The following is a 16,305-nucleotide window of genomic DNA, read 5'->3' on the forward strand; positions in this document are numbered from 1 at the left end:
ATGCGGAGAAAAAATTATTTCTCCGCATTTCTTTTGGCGTTTAGAAAACCGAAACCAGTTTTCTGCTACATTCCTTGGTTGAATATTCCCATCTTTCAAGTCTGCCTGAACTAATGAAATAATTGATTTTACTCGGAAAACATAGGTTTTCAAAAACGTCAACTATTATCAGCTTGACTTTCATTTTTTCGGGTATCAAGGCTTTTATATATACACTTGCCGCCTGTCCTGCGGCGACACCATCCTTGAGTTCTGCAAGACCTGCTAGGTTCGGCGCAAGCTCGATGAAGATGCCGTAATCTTCCACAGAGCGTATAACTCCGCCCACAGTCTCACCTGCGGAAAACAGCTGAGCATTCTGCTGCCATGTGCCGAGCAGTTCTTTGTGTGTCAGGCATATCCTGTCTCCTGAGATATTCTTAACTGCTGCATAAATATCCTGTCCATTGAAAAATCTGTCATTGGGGTGGGATATTCGCGATACAGATATTGCATCAATAGGTATAAGTGACGGTATGCCGCAGCCGATGTCTACAAAAGCCCCGAATGGTTCAAGGTGTGTGATCTTTGCAGGGATAACGTCGCCGCACTGAAGTTTTGATATGTATTTTTCCAGACATTCTTCCTGCGCCGCACGGCGGGATAGGACTGCAGTCACGCCGTTTTCATCTGTTACAATGTCGATCACTTTAAAGCAAACCGTCTTGTTTACCCTTGAAAGCAAGGCGATATCTCTCGTAGTTCCTTCGGCTATACCAAGGGCGCCCTCTGTCCGAGGGATGATGCCTTTTCCGAAGGGAAGCTCCACCACAAGATCGTGTTCTGTGGTACACATCACAGCGTGTCCTTCCAGTATCAGTCCGCGCGTCATAGCCTCTGCCATGTTTTCTGCATTTTGAAGATAGAACCTGTTTTCCGGGGAGTTGAACATCCTGCCCTCGGGTAAGTATTTCATCATTTCTTTGCACCTCTTTCTCTTGTGACTTTTTTGGGGTCACTATCTGTTGATGTCTTTATCAGTCTGTTATACAAAATCTTGATTTGCTGTAATATACTATGCAAAACGTCCTAAATTAATCATACTATCTTTTGGGGATTTGTGCAAAATCATAGTATTTTTTGTCGGGCGCTTGACAAATTTTCAACAATGTGATAAACTATGTGCATTGTTTGTAATCAAATCGTAATTTTTGGTGTGAAATGCGGTGTTTACGATTACAAATCGTTACATAAATTCAGATATTTCAGACAGCTTTTGATTTTGGGTTTTCTTCGGGACAACAAACGATCGATTTACTTGCGTAAGCTGGACTAAAATAAAGAAAGGATGTGAAACGGCAGGTTTTCCGACGGGATAAAGATAATACCTCGGTAAGCCGTGTCAGATTTGGAAATGAGTATTATTAACAGAAACAAGTTAATGGTGAATTTGAAGAAAATAGCAGTTATCGTGATGACGCTTGCTATCGTGTTCGTTATGACTGATATGTCAGGTGTCAGGGCTTCGGCTTTGACTTCAGCTAATGCAGCAGTTCCTAAGTTTGCAGCCGAAAAGACCTATGAGTCTTCTTACACTCATCCGTACAACAAACAGATAGATACCATAACTCTCCACTGGGGCAAGACCAAGGGAGCAAACAGATATCAGGTTTATATCAAGGGTGGAAAGTACAAGAGCTGGACAAGATACTGCACTACAACCAACAACGTTGTATCTGTTAAAAAGCTCTCCCGCGCCACTGAGTATAAATTCAAAGTAAGAGCTATTTATTCGGGTAACACCTATTCTTCTTTCTCGCCTGTACAGACTATCCGCACTGCGCGTATGAACTACGATAAAGCAGGCTGGGAGGCTATGTGCCGTATAGTTTACCACGAGGTTGGCAGAATAAATGACAGTATGTGGGATAAACCCATCGTTTATGTATCCGACTGCGTTGTTAACCGCTTTGTTTCTGCTAAGTACTGCAACGACCCCCTGTGGACTCCTTTCTACAAGAATTACAGCAATATCCAGTCAATTATCTACCAGAGCGGCGGATTTATGTCGGACTACGGTCTTACAAGAGACGGCTGCAATTACAGCAACGTTGCCGATAAGTGCAAGGTAGCTGTCTGGGGTGCTGTTTACGGAACTACTTCCTACAAGGGCATAAAGAACGATTACAGCGTTTACTACTGGTGCAACAGAAGCTACTACACCAACAGCAGTAAGATCGCATACTCTTTTAAAATCCCGTGGGGTTATTTTTCCATCTGGAGAACCTACTGGGGCTAATATTGATTCTGACGTTCCCGTTATCGGGAACGTTTTTTGTGCGCAAAAGATCCCGCGGATAAGCTGTATCCGCGGGATCTATGTTTATTCAAGTAATATATATTCTTTGATCTCCGAGAGCATATTCTTGCTGATGCCCTTTACATACAAAAGCTGAAGAGAGTTTTCGTACTTTCCGCCCAGCTGTTCGCGTATCTCAAGGATACTTTCAGCAAGCTCTTCATCTATCAGCAGACATTGCATCAGTTCTTCCTTATCTACTTCGTTTATGTTGACCGGTTTTCGTTCATCGTTGGGTTCTGATTCTACGGAAGATGCGGTATCTTCGGGAGATTTTCTGTCATTCTCCTCTGGTGGTGGAGTTTCAGATGGGATGGTAGTGTGTACTTCAGTAACTGTTTCGGGCGGCGGAGAATAATCTGCATCGTTAACATAAAGATACTCCGAAAGCATAGCAAGCTTACTCTCACCAATTCCTGAAATTTCAAGGAGCTGTTCCATGTAGGTTATCAAACCGAGCCTGTCTCTCAGATCAAGTATCGCGTAAGCGGTGCTTTCACCTACTCCGTTGATCGCCATCAGTTCATCGAATGTCACAAGGTTGATATCGATAGGGAAGTTTATATCCGCCCTTTTGTCGGTGGTTTCTTTATGAGTTTTTGAAGTGCTGACCTTGGATGTTTTTGAGGTTTTGGAAGTAGTCTGTTTTGTGGTCTTTGCTTCGGTCACTTTTGAAGTCTTTTTCGTTGTGACTTTTTTGCTCTTCTCGGATTTTGCCTTGCTGCTTTCATCTTCCGCCATATTGTTTTCGGTTTCAGATGTGCTGTAAATGATAACTCTCTTGCTGTCTTTTTTATCAATAACTGCGGAAACGGCAGCTGATATCAGCAGTGCTGCTGCCAGCACTGCATAGATACCGTATTTCTTTGCCTTTTCACGCATATCGTTATTCATTGTTTACTCCTCTAACATTGCATTCAGTTTGTCAAGCATTTCCTGCAGCCAAACTCTGTTTATCTCAGGTCTGCTGTCGTTTGTGATTATGCCTCTCAGCGGTGCTTCTCGTATCATCGCCATTGCCATGTCCATTCCGATACCGCTTACAGCAGAATCAAACATACTGCAGCATATTTTTTCAATAAATCCGCCGAATACCTCGCGACCTTCACTGCATGAAAGAACATCGCCTACCGTGCTGTTAAAAGTGAACTGAACAGGCAGCTTGGATTTGCTGTTGACGTATACCGAGCCCGAAAGTCTTATATCTCTTGATGAAGAGCCTATCATTATCTCGAACTCGCCGTATTCAACGAACCAGTCATTAATCGCTGTTTCGTAATAAGCGAAAGCCCTCTTGTCAAGGCTGAAAAATACTTTCTTTGTCTCGCCCGGTCTCAGGCTGACTTTTTCAAAGCCTTTGAGTTCTTTTACAGGTCTTGATACCGACGATTCTTTGTCGCCTACATAAAGCTGAACTACTTCCATGCCAGTCATTTTGCCTTTGTTTGTGATATTACAGCTGACGGTCAGTGTCTGATCATCGCTGATCTCGTTTTCTGAGATAACAAGGTCGCTGTACTCGAATTGTGTGTATGAAAGTCCGTAACCAAATGGGAAGCGCACTTCCATCTTCTTTTTGTCGTAGTATCTGTATCCAACGAATATCCCCTCGCTGTAATTTATCTCATCGCCCACGCCGGGAAAATTCAGGTATGATGGATTATCTTCCAGCTTCATGCACCAGCTTTCAGCAAGCTTGCCACTGGGTACTGCTTTACCAAAAAGCAAGTCGCAGGCAGCTTTGCCGATGGCCTGTCCGCCGAGATAGACTTCCAGCAGACCCTTGATGTCATCAAAGAAAGGCAGCTCAACCGGTGAACCGTTATGCAGAACAACAACGATATTTTTGTTGACCTTGCTGACTTCTCTTATCAGTTCAAGCTGACACTCCGGCATTCTCATATGCGACCTGTCAAAGCCCTCAGATTCAAAGCTTTCGGGCAGTCCTGCAAAAATTACCACCTTGTCGTTATATTTCGCACATTCCACTGCCTGTTCAAGAAGTTTCGGGTCGGTCTTGTCTTCTGTTGTGATATAACCCTGGGCGTATTCAACTTTGCAGAAATCCTTTGCGGCTTCAAGCGCGGAAGTTACTTTGAAAGAATTTATATGTGAACTTCCTCCGCCCTGATATCTTGGCTTATCAGCAAACTCACCGATGAAGCATATCTTTTCCTCTTTGTTGAGAGGAAGAATATCATCATCGTTTTTGAGAAGAACAGCACACTGTTCCGCAATCTTGGCAGCAAGTTCGTGATGTGCTTCCATGTCCCATTCACATGTATTGCGGCTATCTTCTGCTTTATCCACCAGTTTAAGAACACGTTCAACGCATTTGTCAAGGGCTTTCATGTTTAGTTTTCCATTATTTACTGAATCAACTATCATCTTGTCATTCTTGCCGAAACTTGCTGGCATTTCAAGGTCAAGTCCTGCTTTGATGCCCTCAACTCTGTCATCAACAGCGCCCCAGTCACTCATTACAAGACCGTCGTAACCCCAGTCGTTTCTCAGCACATCTGTCAGAAGCCATTTGTTCTGTGATGAATGATATCCGTTGATACGGTTGTAGGAACACATGACAGTCCACGGCGAAGCCTGTTTGACAGCACCCTCAAAGGCGGCAAGGTATATCTCGCGGAGAGTTCTTTCATCTATCCTTTCGTTTACGGTCATTCTGCGTGTTTCCTGATTGTTCGCCGCGAAATGTTTCAGCGAAGTTCCCACACCCTTGCTCTGAACACCCTTTATCTGCGCTGCCGCCATTTCGGAAGCGAGATAAGGATCTTCGGAAAAATACTCGAAATTTCTGCCGCAAAGGGGTGAACGCTTGATGTTACAGCCGGGTCCCAGTATAACGGAAACTTTTTCAGCCTGACATTCCTCGCCCAGTGCTTTGCCCATGGCTGTTAGCAGATTTCTGTCGAATGAACAAGCCAGAGCGCTTGCTGTGGGGAAGCATACTGCTTTTATGGCTTCCTGCGGGTTAGCAGAATCCTCATCGTTTTTTCGTAAACCGTGAGGACCGTCCGAAACCATTATCTGAGGTATTGCCAGCCTTTCAACAGCCTTTGTGTGCCAGAAATCAGCTCCCGAGCAAAGACTTGCTTTCTCTTCAAGTGTCAGTTCTTTCAGTATTTTCTTGATGTTCATTTTCATGACCTCCGTTTCCTGAGCTTAGTGTATTGTAAAACTCTTCAAGTGCTTTTATCGTTTCAAAATATTTTTTTGATGGTATCTCTAGTTCATCGTGAAAATGTATATCTCCGTCCCGCCATTCTCCCGACATCAGCTTGATATTATCTCCGTCCGATATTATAAAAACGCTCCATCTGTCATCGTTTATTTCGTGAAAGGGTATCTGAAACGTACCGTCATACCAAGCGTCACGTTCTTTTCCATAAGTTTTGTCTGCCATTATTTCAAAAAGCTTTTCACTTTCCGTGTGATAAAGCTTTTTATCGATCACAGGTTTTTTCATAGCCGAGTTTTCAGAAAGCAAATCGGGAAGTTCAGAGTTGAAAGTAGTGGTCCTGACGTTTTTGGGATAGAGTTCATCGTTCATCATCATGAACATCAGACCGTTCTTGAAACTGCTGTCGCTCCATTCGGGGATATACTCTACCATAAATCCGAAATTGCAGGGATATTTTACATCACCTATGAACATTTGCCTATACGTCCTTTCCGTTTACGTCTGCGATAAGCTTTTCAAGTGCTGCCGCGAAATCCTTGTCATTGTCAGCACTTCGCTTTGCGGGACCTTTCAGATGCTTGCCGCTTCTTTTAAGCTTTTTGGCGATATGTCTGGACATTAGCAGGGTGTCGATATTATCGCTGTCATAGATAAGTCCGTTCTGATTGATGGCAAATGCTTTTTTGGCAAGGCACATTGCCGCCAGACCGTAATCCTGTGTAACGGCGATATCGTTCTTTGCCATGAGGTTAACAAGTGCGAAGTCGGCGCTATCAGCACCTTTACTGACGGTTATAACTTCAGCATCCCGTCCTGAAAAATTATGTGCGGTATCGCATACTATCGTCACGGGGATATCATGCTTTTTTGCAATATCCAGTGTCAGCTTCACCACAGGACAGCCGTCCGCATCGATGAAGATACGCATCAGTTGTTTTCCTCGCCCTCTATGTAGAAAGTCGCTTCCATGTCTGCGATATGTGCAGCTACAGCCAGCGGGAACATTCCCAGCGCCTGACCGATGGTGTTTACGTTCTCTTCTCCCGAAAAGCCCATGTGCCAGCGTATCGCCATAGCTTCCTCTCGGGTGAGTCTCATGTAGCTGCTGACGATATACACGGATTTTTCGCCGTGACCGTAGGGCAGGGTATCATGATACTCATAGTATGGCACTTTCTCCCACTGACCTGTAACATCGTTTTTCTTGTTGCGGGTGCTGATCCTGTAAAGATTTACTTTGCAGATATCGTGCAGCAGTGCCACTATCGCGATGCTTTCAGCGGGGAAGTCCATGCCGTAAATGTCCTTGACCCTTGTTCTTTCAAGATAATCTTTCAGGCAGTCGTAAACATTCAGGCTGTGTTCGCAGAGACCGCCCTCATAGGCGCTGTGATATCTGGTCGATGCAGGTGCAGTGAAAAAGTCGCTGTTCTCGCTGAGAAGATATGCTAAAAGCTTGTCTGCGCCCTTTCTTGTGATGTTTGCGTTGTATATCTCAACAAATCTTGCCTTGTTTTCTTCTGGATTTGTCATAGTTAAACCTCCGTTGTGAAAAATCTACAATTTACTGTTTCTATTATATCACATTTTTATACTCTTGAAAAGACTTTTTGCAAATTTTTTCACAAGTGATGATGTTTTTTATATCGATATGTGTTATGATATAATAAGTATTTTTATGTCCGTTTTTGTAAAGCTGATAAAACGGCAATCTATCCGAAAGAGGTGCTGATATGAAAGATTACAAGGCTTATATTTTCGACTTTGACCTTACGCTGGCAGATTCTTCCAAGGGCATACTTGAATGTTTCAGGCATACGCTGAAATATTTCGGCTATGAAGTTCCGGATGACAGGGCGATATACAATACCATCGGGCTTACCTTGCAGGATGCTTTCGATATCCTTACCGATACTCCTATGAATCCCAAGCGTGATGAAATGAGAAAAGTCTATGTGGAAAAGGCAAATGATGTCATGTCGGCGCATACATATTTTTACGAGGACACTTTACCGATACTTGAGAAACTTCGTGCAAATAACATAAAGACAGCTATCGTCTCCACCAAGATGCGTTACAGGATAGTTGAATCCTTTGAAGTACAGCTTGGTATTCATCCATACGATGTCATTGTTGGTCTGGAGGACGTGACCGCACCCAAGCCCGACCCGCAGGGCATCATAAAAGCGATGGAACTTCTGGGGGTGGACAAAGATGAAGTCCTCTATGTAGGTGACAGCTATATCGATGCCGAGACAGCAGTAAATGCAGGAGTTGATTTCGCTGCTGTGACCACAGGTCCTACCGATAAGGAGACCTTCATGCGCTACCCGAATATAGCCATTGGCAGCTCTCTTTCAGAAGCACTCCCTAATATTATGAATTCAGTGTAAAAATAATCATAAAATATTGTTAAAAAACCTTGCTTATTTGGGCGGGAAATGCTATAATAAAGTTTGAATATTAAGCTTTGAAATAATTCATGTTTACGGAAAGGAAAGCTGATAATGGTAAAAAGTATGACAGGCTTCGGCAGAGAACATATTGTTGCCGAGGGCAGAGAGATCATTGTTGAGATTCGTTCGGTAAATCACAGATACTATGAGTTTACCTCCAGGACTCCCCGCGCTTACGGATATCTTGATGAAAAGCTCAAAGCTTTTCTGAAAAGCGGTATATCCAGGGGCAAGGTGGAGGTTTCTGTGTCTATATATAATCAGGAGGGCACAGATGCTGAGATCGAGCTGAACAAGTCAGTGGCTAAGGGTTATCTCGATGCACTGAGAGGTGCTGCCGATGAACTCAACCTCAGCGATGACCTTACTCTTGCAAACATCATGAAGCTGCCCGATATCTTCACCGTCGTCAAAAAGACCGAGGACGAGGAGGTTATATGGGCTCAGGTAAAGGGTGTTGCTCAGATAGCACTTGACAGATTCGTTGAGATGCGCGAGACTGAGGGCAAAAAGATGTATGAAGATGTAAGCTCCCGTCTTGATTATATCGAAAAGACAGTGGGCGAGATCGAAGAGCATCAGCCATCGGTAGCACAGAGCTACAGCGAAAGGCTTTATGAGAAGATCAAGGATACCCTCAAAGGCACAGGTGCTGACAATATCGATGAGCAGAGAATACTCACAGAGGTCGCTATATTCGCTGACAAGGTTGCCATCGATGAGGAGACTGTAAGACTGAGGAGCCATATCTCCCAGTTCAGGGATCTGATCGCTTCCGATGAACCTGTGGGCAGAAAGCTGGATTTCCTTGTTCAGGAAGTTAACAGGGAAGTCAACACCATCGGTTCTAAGGCAAACGATCTGACTATCACAAAGAAAGTGGTCGATCTCAAAGCTGAAATCGAAAAGATCAGGGAGCAGATACAGAATATCGAATAAGTTGGTGATCTCATGCAGCTGATAAACATAGGTTATGGGAATATGGTCTCAGCATCGAGAGTGATTGCGATCGTAGCGCCCGATTCCGCGCCGATTAAAAGGCTGATACAGGAATCCCGTGACAAAGGCACACTGATAGATGCGACCTACGGCAGAAAGACACGTGCTGTCGTAATTATGGACAGTGACCATGTGGTGCTGTCGGCAGTATCCCCCGAAACAGTATGCGGCAGGGCTGCCGAAGAGGAGGTTGAAGAAGATGGATAAGATGGAAAAAAGAGAACCCAAGCTGATAATAGTTTCAGCTCCCTCGGGCTGCGGCAAGGGTACGATAATGGAGAAGGCTTTCAAGAAAAACGAAGTTTTCTACTCCGTTTCCTGTACAACGAGAGGTCCACGACCCGGAGAAGTACCGGGAGAGAGTTATCATTACATCACTACCGAAGAGTTTGAGAAGATGATAGCTGAGGACAATTTTCTTGAATATGCAAAATATAATCAGACCTATTACGGAACCCCAAGAAAGCCTGTTGAGGAAAATCTTGCAGCAGGCAAGGACGTTATCCTTGAAATAGAAACACAGGGTGCTTTTAAGGTAAAGGCAATAAGACCGGAGGTGTCCTCGCTGTTTATTCTGCCGCCGTCTATAAGTGAACTCAGAAGAAGACTTCACAAGAGGGCGACTGAGGACGAGGAAACTATCGAAAAGCGAGTTGCTCAGGCAGCGGGCGAGATAGAGAAGTCCGACAAATATGATTATGTGATAATGAATGACGACCTTGATGCCGCACTTGAAGACTTCAAGGCTGTCATTGATGGTATAAGGGGAGAGAAAGAACCTGCTGTAAGGTTCAGTCCCAAAAATGAAGAGATTAAAAATATGATACGAGAGGTGCTTGAAAATGCTTAGACCGGCAGTATGTCAGATTCTTAAAAACAATGAGAGCTATTATTCACTGGTGATAGCTGTTGCAAAACGTGCAAGAGAGATCACAGACGAGGCTAGCAAGAATGAGAAAATTCTTGAAGAAAAGCCTGTAAAGACCGCAGTTGATGAACTTGCGGCTGCAGAATACAAGATAATTGAGGACGCATCACTGAAAAACTGATAGCGGAGGTCTGTTGAAATGGGAGAAAGGGAGACTGTTGCGTATGTGGCGCTGAGCCATGCGGCTTACAGCTTTGACAACGAATACAGTTACCTCGTTCCCGAAAGATACAGACAGGTGCTAAAAGCGGGAATGAGGGTGCTGGTATCCTTTGGCCGCGGCAATAACAGGGTCATTGGTCTTGTTACAAGGCTGGGTCATGACGATGATAACAGACATAAGCTGAAGCCTGTTATCTCGGTCATTGACAAAGAGAGCCTTGTTACCGATGAGATGATGAAGATCATTTTCTGGCTGAAAGAGAATACTTTCTGCACCTATTATGACGCTTTCAAAAGTGCTGTACCTACGGGGTTCTCATACAAGGTCGATATGCATTTCGCACTTGTGAATACTTATATCGACACAGAGAGCCTTAGTGCAGAGGAAGCCGAAATTGTCGGATTTCTTGAAAGCAGTGACGATGCTTCGGAAATCGACAAGTATTTTGACTTGAAAGCGAATCCTCAGCGAAAAAAGCCCTTGGATAGTCTGATTGACAAAGGCTATATTGAGGAAGTGCCAAGCTTCAAGAGAAAAGTCGGTGATGACAGCGTTAAAATGGCTGTGCTCAATGATGGTTATGAAAATGCCGACCTCACCCCGAAGCAGAAAAAAGTCGTTGAGCTTCTTGAAGAAAGCGGCTCAGCATCGGTAAAAGAGCTTTGCTATATGACTGGCTGTACTTCAACCATCATCAAAAGGCTTTGCGAAAAGGAAGTCCTGCGGGTTTATGAGCAGGAAGTCATGCGCAATGCGGTTGGTGAACTGGGTGACAGAGAAAGCCCCGAGGATATTATCCTGAATGATGAGCAGAATATGGCGTATAACGGCATAATGTCCCTTATACGTGCAGGAAAGCCGGCAGGTGCGCTGCTTTACGGCGTTACCGGCAGCGGCAAGACTTCTGTTTTCATCAGGGTCATAGACAGCGTTATAAAAATGGGAAAAACTGCGATAATGCTCGTCCCTGAGATATCGCTTACACCACAGATGCTGGCGAGATTCAAGGTGCTTTTTGGCGAGAATATCGCGCTGTTGCATTCATCGCTGTCGCTAGGACAGCGCATGGACGAATTCAAGCGTATAAAGCGCGGAGAAGCAAGGATAATTATCGGCACAAGGAGCGCTGTGTTTGCCCCTGCCGGGAATATTGGTGTGATAATAATGGACGAGGAGGGGGAACAGTCCTATAAATCGGACTCCAATCCTCGTTATCATGCCAGAGATGTGGCTATTCAGCGCTGCGGACATAACGGTGCACTTCTGCTGATGGCTTCCGCGACACCATCGCTGGAAACTTTTTATCACGCGCAAAAAGGAAGATTCCATCTTTTCACCCTTGCCCACAGGTACAGCGATGCCGCACTCCCAAAGGTCGAGATAATCGATATGCAGACTGAGTCAGCCGAAGGCAACGACAGTCTTATAAGCCGAAAGTTAGCCGACAAGCTGACGGAAACTCTGCAAAGGGATGAACAGGCGATACTTCTGCTGAACAGGCGAGGTTTCACTACTTACGTCAGCTGTGCAAGCTGCAGACAGCCTGTGGTGTGTCCCAAGTGCAATATCCCTCTGACTTACCACAAAAAGAATGACAGGTTTATGTGCCATTACTGCGGTTACACTATGGATAATCTCGCGGTGTGTCCATCCTGTGGTTCAGATAAGCTGAAGTCAAGCGGAGTGGGTACTCAGAGAGTGGAAGATGAACTCGCGAGGATATATCCCGATGTAAGGATTCTGCGTATGGACGCGGATACAACTTCATCGCGATACGCCTATGAGGAAAAATTCAAGGCATTTGAGAACCACGAGTATGATATCATGCTTGGTACTCAGATGATCGCTAAGGGGCTGAACTTCCCGAATGTTACGCTAGTGGGTGTCATTTCCCTTGATAAAGCTCTGTTTACGGGAGATTTCAGAAGCTATGAGAGAACATTCTCTCTGCTTACTCAGGTGGCGGGAAGAAGCGGGCGAGGCAGCAAGCCCGGGTCTGCTTATATACAGACTTTTGTACCGGATCATTATGTGCTAAATCTTGCGGCGGAACAGAATTACGATGAATTCTATGCCGAGGAGATAGCGCTGAGACAATCGCTGATCTATCCGCCTTGCTGTGATATCTGCGTTATAGGATTTTCAGCTGTTATGGAAAGCAGAGCGATAGCCGCGGCTGACCATGTTACCGCGTTCATAGCTGAATACCTCAGGGCAAATAAGGTGGATTTCCCGTTGCGTGCGATAGGTCCTGCACCATGTACGCTTGAAGTTATTAACGGCAGGTTCAGGTACAGGCTGATACTTAAATCTAAAAATACCAAGTGTTTCAGGCAGATGATAGCAGCTGTGCTGAAAGACTTCAATGATAACAAGGACTTCAGAGAAGTCCGCATATATGCCGATATCAACGGTGATATCGGTCTTTAGAAAGGAAAGTGTGAAATGGCTGTCAGGAATATACTGAACAAAAGCGATGAAACTCTGCATAAGGTCTGCCGACCTGTGGAGAAGTTCGATGAAAAGCTGTGGACATGGCTGGACGATATGAAGGAGACCCTCGCTAAGGCGAACGGTGTCGGTCTTGCTGCACCGCAGGTCGCTATCCTCAGACGCTTCTGCATAATCGATGTTGGCGACGGCAATGTTTATGAGCTGATAAACCCCGAGATAATCTGGAAGTCAGAGGAGACACAGAGAGTACTTGAGGGTTGTCTGTCCTGTCCCGGTGAGTGGGGCTATGTTACCAGACCTATGAGCGTTAAATTCAAGGCACAGAATAGAAACGGCGAGTGGTATGAAATGGAAGTCAGCGAGCTTTTTGCTCAGGCTGTATGCCACGAGACCGCTCATCTTGATGGTCATCTGTTTACCGAAGTTGTTGAAGAATTTGTTGAGGTAGATGAGAAATGAAAATAGTTTTCATGGGTACGCCGGATTTCGCGGTGCCTTCACTGAAAGCGCTGTATGAAGCGGGTCATGAGGTTCAGGCGGTGTTCTGTCAGCCTGACAAGCCTAAGGGAAGAGGTTACAAACTGGTTCCTCCTCCTGTTAAGGAGTTTGCGCTTGAAAAGAATATCCCTGTATATCAGCCCAACAGCCTTAAAAACGACGGTGAGGAATTCATCAAGATACTGGAAGACCTTGCACCCGAATGTATAGTTGTTGCGGCATACGGAAAGATACTGCCGAAATCGGTGCTTGATATCCCGAGGTTCGGCTGTGTCAACGTCCATGGATCGCTTCTGCCTAAATACCGCGGTGCCGGTCCGATACAGTGGGCGGTGCTGAATGATGAAAAGACCACGGGCATCACAACAATGCTGATGGGCGAGGGTCTTGATACAGGAGATATGCTGCTGAAATGCGAGACCGAAATCGGCGAAAACGAAACTGCAGCCGAGCTTTTTGACAGACTGGCAGATATGGGTGCTGATCTGATCGTTGAGACCATTGAAAAGCTTGAAAAGGGCGAGGTTACACCTGTTCCACAGAATGAGGAAGAAGCTTCCTATGCGCCTATGCTTACAAAGGAGCTTTCTCCCATAGATTTTACTAAGACTGCAAGAGAAGTCCACAAGCAGATCTGCGGTCTTTCTGATTGGCCTTGTGCGACCACCCTAATAAACGGCAAAAGGCTGAAAGTTTATCACTCGGAGATAGTTGATGGAAATTCCGATAAGCCCGCAGGAATGGTTGTAAAGGCTAAGGATTTGACGGTTGCTTGCGGCGAAGGATTGATAAGATTTACTGAGATACAGGCAGAAGGCTCAAAGAGAATGGCAACGGCTGATTACCTCAGAGGTAAGCCCATAGCTGAAGGAACTGTACTGGGAATATGACAAGAGTTATAACTTGTCGGTTGGAGGATATATAATTTGGGAAATACTAGGTGGTATACTGTCAGGCTTTTAACAAAGCTTGATGAGAACAATTCATACTCCAATATCCTGCTGGACGAATCACTCAGCAGAAGTGATTTTGACAAGCGGGACAAAAAATTCATAGCAGCATTGTTTTACGGTGTGCTTGAAAGACGTCTGACTCTTGATGCTATCATCGCAGATCTTTCTAAGAATCCAAAGAACAAGCTGAACTTCACTCTCAGGAATATCCTGCGCTGTGGACTTTATCAGCTGAAATACATGGATTCTGTCCCCGATAATGCAGCTGTGGACGAATCTGTTGAATTGGCAAAAAAGTGCAGAAATCCTGCATCTGCTGGTTTTACTAACGGTCTGTTGAGAGAATTCATCAGACGTGAAATGGCTCTGCCTAAGACGGATAACGAGATCGACAGGCTTTCATTAGAGTATTCCTGCCCGAAATGGCTGGTCGGCAAATGGATGACTGAATATGGCAAGGAAAAATGCTTGTCACTTTTAAAGACTTCACTGGGACAGGCTCCTACTACCGTAAGGCTAAACAACTTGTCGGGTGACATCGATCAAACTCTGGATATGCTTCTTGCAGATGGCATTACATTTGAACGTTCAAAAATGCTTGAATATGCTGTGAATGTGGCAAATGCAGGCGCTATCGAAAAGACCGAGGCTTATAAACATGGAAGATTACATGTTCAGGATCTGGCAAGTCAGCTTTGCTGTAATACTCTTGATCCTCAGCCCGGGGACACTGTTCTCGATCTGTGTTCAGCACCCGGCGGAAAGACTTTCACCATTGCCGAGATGATGAACAACGAGGGCAGGGTACTTGCTTTTGATCTTCACCCTAACAGGGTAAAACTTATACGTTCGGGTGCTGAAAGACTTGGTCTTTCGTGTGTTACCGCTGAGGTAAACAATGCAAAGATCTTCAATCCTGATCTCCCCCAGGCAGACAGAGTGCTTGTTGATGCTCCCTGCTCGGGACTTGGTGTTATAAGGCGAAAGCCCGAGATCAAGTACAAAGAACCGTCGGAATTTGAAAGACTTCCTGTTATTCAAGCAGAGATACTTGACACTGTTTCGAGATATGTAAAGGTTAATGGCTTTCTTGTTTATTCGACCTGTACGGTATCAAGAGCAGAAAACGACGAGGTTGTGAAGAATTTCCTTGCTTCTCATGATGATTTCGAGCCTGCCGAGGAAGGTGATGCATTTATGCAGACCATAACTCCCGATATGTACGGTTCGGATGGCTTTTTCATCGCTAAATTAAGGCGTCGGAGGTGAATGTATGGTCGCTTACGCCGAAAATGGTAAGATAGATATTTTGGGTCTGCTTCCAGAGGAACTTGAAGAGCAGATACTTCTTGCGGGAGAAAAGAAATTCCGAGCAAGACAGATATTTGAATGGCTTCATGTCAAAAGGGTCGATAGTTTTGTTAAAATGACTAATCTATCTGTACAATTGAGGGAAAAGCTAGAAAAAATATTTTGTTTAAAATCACTATTTATCGTAAAAAGACTTGAAAGTAATACCGATAATACTGTAAAATATCTTTATAGGCTTCCTGACGGCAACCATGTCGAGACTGTTATCATGGAGTACAACTACGGCAATACTGTCTGCGTTTCAACGCAGGTAGGCTGTAAGATGGGGTGCAGATTCTGCGCTTCGACTATCGCGGGGTACAAGAGAGATCTTTCGTCCTCGGAGATATTGCTTCAGATATATGAAGCGGCAAGGGACAGCGGCAGGAAGATAACGGGCGCTGTGCTCATGGGTATCGGCGAGCCTATGGACAATTTTGATAATGTCGTGAATTTCCTGAAAGTGCTTTCCTGTGAGCAGGGAACTAATATGTCCCTGAGACACGTTTCTGTTTCCACCTGCGGTATAGTACCGAGGATCTACGAACTTGCCGAGTTGAAACTCGGCATAACGCTGTCCATCTCTCTCCATGCTTCAAACAATAAAAGCAGAAGTGAGATAATGCCCGTTAACAATAAGTATGATATAAACGAACTCCTGACTGCCTGCAGATATTATTTCAAGGTCACGGGCAGAAGGATATCTTTTGAATATGCGCTTATTGACGGCCACAATGATAAGCAGTCCGATGCTGAAGAACTAGCCGCGCTGCTTAAAAATTTTGTGTGCCATGTGAATATCATTCCCGTTAACAAGATAAAGGAACGCGATTACAGGTCAGATAGAAAGGCTGCTGAACGTTTCCGTAAGCGGCTTGAAGCTCTCGGTCTTAACGCGACGGTGCGCAGGACTCTCGGTTCTGATATCGATGCTGCCTGCGGTCAGCTGAGGCGGGAATATGAAATATGA

17 protein-coding genes are annotated in these 16,305 nt (G+C 44.9%); 11 read left to right on the top strand and 6 right to left on the bottom strand.

Annotated elements, in window-relative coordinates; translation table 11 throughout:
• Nucleotides 1-40: 40 nt before the first annotated feature.
• Complete coding sequence (locus tag BMY75_RS00260) at nucleotides 41-958, bottom strand: S1 RNA-binding domain-containing protein (RefSeq protein ID WP_074827928.1); 918 nt, start codon at nucleotides 956-958, stop codon at nucleotides 41-43.
• Between the two features lie 435 nt (nucleotides 959-1,393).
• Here BMY75_RS00260 and BMY75_RS00265 point away from each other — a divergent pair, with 435 nt between their 5' ends.
• Entirely contained in the window at nucleotides 1,394-2,278 is an 885-nt protein-coding gene (locus tag BMY75_RS00265) for a fibronectin type III domain-containing protein (protein WP_074827931.1), read from the top strand.
• Nucleotides 2,279-2,362: 84 nt separating this feature from the next.
• On the opposite strand, the gene BMY75_RS00270 is transcribed toward BMY75_RS00265, so the two are convergent.
• The 5 genes from BMY75_RS00270 to BMY75_RS00290 are packed head-to-tail and all read right to left on the bottom strand — an operon-like array spanning nucleotide 2,363 to nucleotide 7,067.
• Nucleotides 2,363-3,232, bottom strand: a complete 870-nt coding sequence (locus BMY75_RS00270) for a ComEA family DNA-binding protein (protein WP_074827934.1) — start codon at nucleotides 3,230-3,232, stop codon at nucleotides 2,363-2,365.
• 3 nt (nucleotides 3,233-3,235) lie between these two features.
• Nucleotides 3,236-5,497, bottom strand: coding sequence for a glycoside hydrolase family 3 C-terminal domain-containing protein (locus BMY75_RS00275; RefSeq protein ID WP_170844225.1), 2,262 nt, complete (start codon nucleotides 5,495-5,497; stop codon nucleotides 3,236-3,238).
• A complete protein-coding gene (locus tag BMY75_RS00280) occupies nucleotides 5,454-6,008 on the bottom strand; it encodes an immunity 42 family protein (protein WP_074827940.1) in 555 nt (184 codons plus the stop codon). Before BMY75_RS00280 ends, BMY75_RS00275 begins: the two co-directional genes overlap by 44 nt.
• A 4-nt stretch (nucleotides 6,009-6,012) precedes the next feature.
• The gene (locus BMY75_RS00285) at nucleotides 6,013-6,462 is read right to left on the bottom strand and encodes a YaiI/YqxD family protein (protein ID WP_074827945.1); all 450 of its coding nucleotides are present in this window, start codon (nucleotides 6,460-6,462) and stop codon (nucleotides 6,013-6,015) included.
• A complete protein-coding gene (locus BMY75_RS00290; RefSeq protein WP_074827948.1) occupies nucleotides 6,462-7,067 on the bottom strand; it encodes an HD domain-containing protein in 606 nt (201 codons plus the stop codon). The genes BMY75_RS00285 and BMY75_RS00290 overlap by 1 nt, the downstream gene beginning before the upstream one ends.
• Nucleotides 7,068-7,267: 200 nt before the next feature.
• On the opposite strand from BMY75_RS00290, the gene BMY75_RS00295 reads away from it, so the two are divergent.
• The 10 genes from BMY75_RS00295 to rlmN all read left to right on the top strand — a co-directional run bounded on the left by BMY75_RS00295 (nucleotide 7,268) and on the right by rlmN (nucleotide 16,305).
• Nucleotides 7,268-7,927, top strand: a complete 660-nt coding sequence (locus BMY75_RS00295; RefSeq protein ID WP_074827952.1) for an HAD family hydrolase — start codon at nucleotides 7,268-7,270, stop codon at nucleotides 7,925-7,927.
• A 114-nt stretch (nucleotides 7,928-8,041) separates the two neighbouring features.
• A complete protein-coding gene (locus BMY75_RS00300; protein WP_074827955.1) occupies nucleotides 8,042-8,929 on the top strand; it encodes a YicC/YloC family endoribonuclease in 888 nt (295 codons plus the stop codon).
• A gap of 12 nt (nucleotides 8,930-8,941) precedes the next feature.
• Complete coding sequence (locus BMY75_RS00305) at nucleotides 8,942-9,196, top strand: DUF370 domain-containing protein (RefSeq protein ID WP_074827958.1); 255 nt, start codon at nucleotides 8,942-8,944, stop codon at nucleotides 9,194-9,196.
• Nucleotides 9,189-9,839, top strand: coding sequence for a guanylate kinase (gmk, locus tag BMY75_RS00310; protein ID WP_139199650.1), 651 nt, complete (start codon nucleotides 9,189-9,191; stop codon nucleotides 9,837-9,839). The genes BMY75_RS00305 and gmk overlap by 8 nt, the downstream gene beginning before the upstream one ends.
• Entirely contained in the window at nucleotides 9,832-10,038 is a 207-nt protein-coding gene (rpoZ, locus tag BMY75_RS00315; RefSeq protein ID WP_074827962.1) for a DNA-directed RNA polymerase subunit omega, read from the top strand. The genes gmk and rpoZ overlap by 8 nt, the downstream gene beginning before the upstream one ends.
• A gap of 18 nt (nucleotides 10,039-10,056) precedes the next feature.
• A complete protein-coding gene (priA, locus tag BMY75_RS00320; protein WP_074827965.1) occupies nucleotides 10,057-12,510 on the top strand; it encodes a replication restart helicase PriA in 2,454 nt (817 codons plus the stop codon).
• Nucleotides 12,511-12,525: 15 nt separating this feature from the next.
• Nucleotides 12,526-12,993, top strand: a complete 468-nt coding sequence (gene def / locus BMY75_RS00325; RefSeq protein ID WP_074827968.1) for a peptide deformylase — start codon at nucleotides 12,526-12,528, stop codon at nucleotides 12,991-12,993.
• Nucleotides 12,990-13,922 (top strand): methionyl-tRNA formyltransferase, encoded by a 933-nt coding sequence (gene fmt, locus BMY75_RS00330; RefSeq protein ID WP_074827974.1) that lies wholly within the window; start codon nucleotides 12,990-12,992, stop codon nucleotides 13,920-13,922. Before def ends, fmt begins: the two co-directional genes overlap by 4 nt.
• 36 nt (nucleotides 13,923-13,958) lie before the next feature.
• The gene (gene rsmB, locus BMY75_RS00335; RefSeq protein WP_074827977.1) at nucleotides 13,959-15,254 is read left to right on the top strand and encodes a 16S rRNA (cytosine(967)-C(5))-methyltransferase RsmB; all 1,296 of its coding nucleotides are present in this window, start codon (nucleotides 13,959-13,961) and stop codon (nucleotides 15,252-15,254) included.
• A gap of 4 nt (nucleotides 15,255-15,258) precedes the next feature.
• Nucleotides 15,259-16,305 (top strand): dual-specificity RNA methyltransferase RlmN, encoded by a 1,047-nt coding sequence (rlmN, locus tag BMY75_RS00340; protein WP_074827982.1) that lies wholly within the window; start codon nucleotides 15,259-15,261, stop codon nucleotides 16,303-16,305.

Origin of the sequence: Hominimerdicola alba, from assembly GCF_900109655.1 — a bacterium.
Lineage (GTDB): Bacteria > Bacillota > Clostridia > Oscillospirales > Ruminococcaceae > Hominimerdicola > Hominimerdicola alba_B.

Coding starts and splice junctions, on each gene's coding strand:
- BMY75_RS00260 (WP_074827928.1), bottom strand. CDS start 958: ATGATGAAATACTTACCCGAGGGCAGGATGTTCAACTCCCCGGAAAAC.
- BMY75_RS00265 (WP_074827931.1), top strand. CDS start 1,394: ATGAGTATTATTAACAGAAACAAGTTAATGGTGAATTTGAAGAAAATA.
- BMY75_RS00270 (WP_074827934.1), bottom strand. CDS start 3,232: ATGAATAACGATATGCGTGAAAAGGCAAAGAAATACGGTATCTATGCA.
- BMY75_RS00275 (WP_170844225.1), bottom strand. CDS start 5,497: ATGAAAATGAACATCAAGAAAATACTGAAAGAACTGACACTTGAAGAG.
- BMY75_RS00280 (WP_074827940.1), bottom strand. CDS start 6,008: ATGTTCATAGGTGATGTAAAATATCCCTGCAATTTCGGATTTATGGTA.
- BMY75_RS00285 (WP_074827945.1), bottom strand. CDS start 6,462: ATGCGTATCTTCATCGATGCGGACGGCTGTCCTGTGGTGAAGCTGACA.
- BMY75_RS00290 (WP_074827948.1), bottom strand. CDS start 7,067: ATGACAAATCCAGAAGAAAACAAGGCAAGATTTGTTGAGATATACAAC.
- BMY75_RS00295 (WP_074827952.1), top strand. CDS start 7,268: ATGAAAGATTACAAGGCTTATATTTTCGACTTTGACCTTACGCTGGCA.
- BMY75_RS00300 (WP_074827955.1), top strand. CDS start 8,042: ATGGTAAAAAGTATGACAGGCTTCGGCAGAGAACATATTGTTGCCGAG.
- BMY75_RS00305 (WP_074827958.1), top strand. CDS start 8,942: ATGCAGCTGATAAACATAGGTTATGGGAATATGGTCTCAGCATCGAGA.
- gmk (WP_139199650.1), top strand. CDS start 9,189: ATGGATAAGATGGAAAAAAGAGAACCCAAGCTGATAATAGTTTCAGCT.
- rpoZ (WP_074827962.1), top strand. CDS start 9,832: ATGCTTAGACCGGCAGTATGTCAGATTCTTAAAAACAATGAGAGCTAT.
- priA (WP_074827965.1), top strand. CDS start 10,057: ATGGGAGAAAGGGAGACTGTTGCGTATGTGGCGCTGAGCCATGCGGCT.
- def (WP_074827968.1), top strand. CDS start 12,526: ATGGCTGTCAGGAATATACTGAACAAAAGCGATGAAACTCTGCATAAG.
- fmt (WP_074827974.1), top strand. CDS start 12,990: ATGAAAATAGTTTTCATGGGTACGCCGGATTTCGCGGTGCCTTCACTG.
- rlmN (WP_074827982.1), top strand. CDS start 15,259: ATGGTCGCTTACGCCGAAAATGGTAAGATAGATATTTTGGGTCTGCTT.